This window comes from Chryseobacterium sp. CH25 (genome assembly GCF_004119455.1).
Taxonomy (GTDB): Bacteria; Bacteroidota; Bacteroidia; order Flavobacteriales; family Weeksellaceae; genus Chryseobacterium.
In genome coordinates, this window is the sequence record NZ_NRQT01000247.1 from 1 (window position 1) to 201 (window position 201).

General features: G+C 40.8%; 1 pseudogene. It reads left to right on the forward strand.

The features are described 5' to 3' along the window. Nucleotides 1-201 (forward strand): annotated as a pseudogene (locus tag BOQ64_RS23505) (hypothetical protein); the annotation flags it as partial.

The window sequence follows — 201 nt, forward strand, 5'->3', positions numbered from 1 at the left end:
AGAAAGCTGGAGCAACCTTACCGTCAACGAATCTTTGCCAACTATTCCGAATATCTTTGGAATGAATATAAGTACGGAAAAGACCAGGCAGATTATCACCTGAGAAAGCTGGAGCAACCTTACCGTCAACGAATCTTTGCCAACTATTCCGAATATCTTTGGAATGAATATAAGTACGGAAAAGACCAGGCAGATTATCAC